This is a genomic window from Bacillus cereus group sp. BfR-BA-01430 (assembly GCF_022663115.1).
Taxonomy (GTDB): domain Bacteria; phylum Bacillota; class Bacilli; order Bacillales; family Bacillaceae_G; genus Bacillus_A; species Bacillus_A cereus_BD.
The window spans coordinates 1-202 of record NZ_JAKUEW010000123.1; the positions used below are offsets into that span (position 1 = coordinate 1).

A 202-nucleotide genomic window follows, 5' to 3' on the forward strand; every position below is an offset into this window, starting at 1 on the left:
ATAATCCAGGAAGAAATGAAGTACCAAATGAGCAGGCAAAAGGTAATCGCCAACAAGTAGAACGAGAGTTGGAAGTAACGAACCGTATGAATAATCCAGGAAGAAATGAAGCACCAAATGAGCAGGCAAAGGGTAATCGCCAACAAGTAGAACGAGAGTTGGAAGTAACGAACCGTATGAATAATCCAGGAAGAAATGAAGT

At 41.1% G+C, this 202-nt stretch carries 1 protein-coding gene; it reads left to right on the plus strand.

The features are described 5' to 3' along the window. Positions 1-202: hypothetical protein (locus MR058_RS23225; protein ID WP_242145958.1), on the plus strand; the 202-nt coding region annotated here is incomplete at both ends.